Here is a 1081-nt window from a genome sequence, read left to right as displayed (position 1 = left end):
GCCAGGTGGTCACTGCCGACTTCGCGTTGCTCGTCAACCCGCAAAAGGTGCCGTCGCGCAATGTGAAGGACTTTGTGACCTGGACCCAGCAGCAAAAGGGCCTGTTCCTGGCCACCTTTGGCGCGGGTACCCCGGGGCACTTTGGCGCCTTCATGTTTGGCGAGGCCGTGAAGCTCAAGCCCGAACCGGTGCACTACAAGAACACCACCGACGCGCTGGGTGGCCTGTTCAGCGGTGACGTGCAGGGCGTGTTTGCCAGCGTGGGCCTGGCTGCGCCCAACGTGAAGGCCGGCAAGCTGGTGGCGCTGGGCACCACAGGCGGCACCCGGTCCAACGCACTGCCCGATGTGCCCACCATCAAGGAGCAGGGCTACCCCAGCCTGGAGTTCAACTCGTGGTTTGGCATCGTGGCCCCGGCCAAGACGCCCCCCGAGATCGTCGCCAAGCTGAGCGCCGACATCATCAAGGCCGTGCAGTCGCCTGAGGGCAAGGCCAAGATGGAAGAGGCTGGTTTCCGCGTGACGGGCACCAACCGCGAGGAGTTCACCCGCATCATCGCGGCCGACACGGTGACCTGGGGCAAGGCCGTGGCCGCCACGGGCTTCAAGGCCGACTGAGTCGGCATTGCCCAGTGATTGCCGGGCGCTGCGCATTCCGCTCGCAGGGCGGCGCCAGGCGATAGGGGCAACGCCGTCCGATTCCCAAAAAATCCGCGCACCTTCCTCAGCGACGCCCTGACGGCCGTCGCCGGGCGTTGCTGCGCCAATGGTTCAACCCCACAAGACCGATCAACCGAGGAGACCACCATGCCATCCCTTTCGCTGGATACCCCCATCGCGCAACGCGTGGCGCTGCCCGCCGCCGTGCTGCTGCCGCTATTGCTCAGTGCCTGCGGCGGCGGCAACGCTGTGCTGGTGACGGAGAGCGCCAACCCGGCCGCCGCTTGCGCCGCATTGAGCACCAACGCGCAGCTCAGCAACACCAACTTGTCCACCAGCTATGTGCCACCGGGCACGCGCCGCCCCGGTGGCGCTGCCACGGGCGACTTTTTGCCCGGGCACTGTGTGGTCACGGGGGCCAT

At 66.9% G+C, this 1081-nt stretch carries 1 protein-coding gene and 1 pseudogene; both read left to right on the top strand.

Annotated elements, in window-relative coordinates:
• On the top strand, positions 1 to 617 hold a 617-nt coding region (locus DBR23_RS21410; RefSeq protein ID WP_146191397.1), incomplete at its 5' end, for a tripartite tricarboxylate transporter substrate binding protein.
• Between the two features lie 189 nt (positions 618 to 806).
• Positions 807 to 1081: pseudogene (locus tag DBR23_RS31415) on the top strand (tannase/feruloyl esterase family alpha/beta hydrolase); the annotation flags it as partial.

Origin of the sequence: Acidovorax sp. HMWF018 (genome assembly GCF_003061035.1) — a bacterium.
Classification (GTDB): domain Bacteria; phylum Pseudomonadota; class Gammaproteobacteria; order Burkholderiales; family Burkholderiaceae_C; genus Acidovorax; species Acidovorax delafieldii.
The sequence above is the reverse complement of the archived record's forward strand: the minus strand, read 5'-3'. Positions and strand labels throughout refer to the sequence as shown.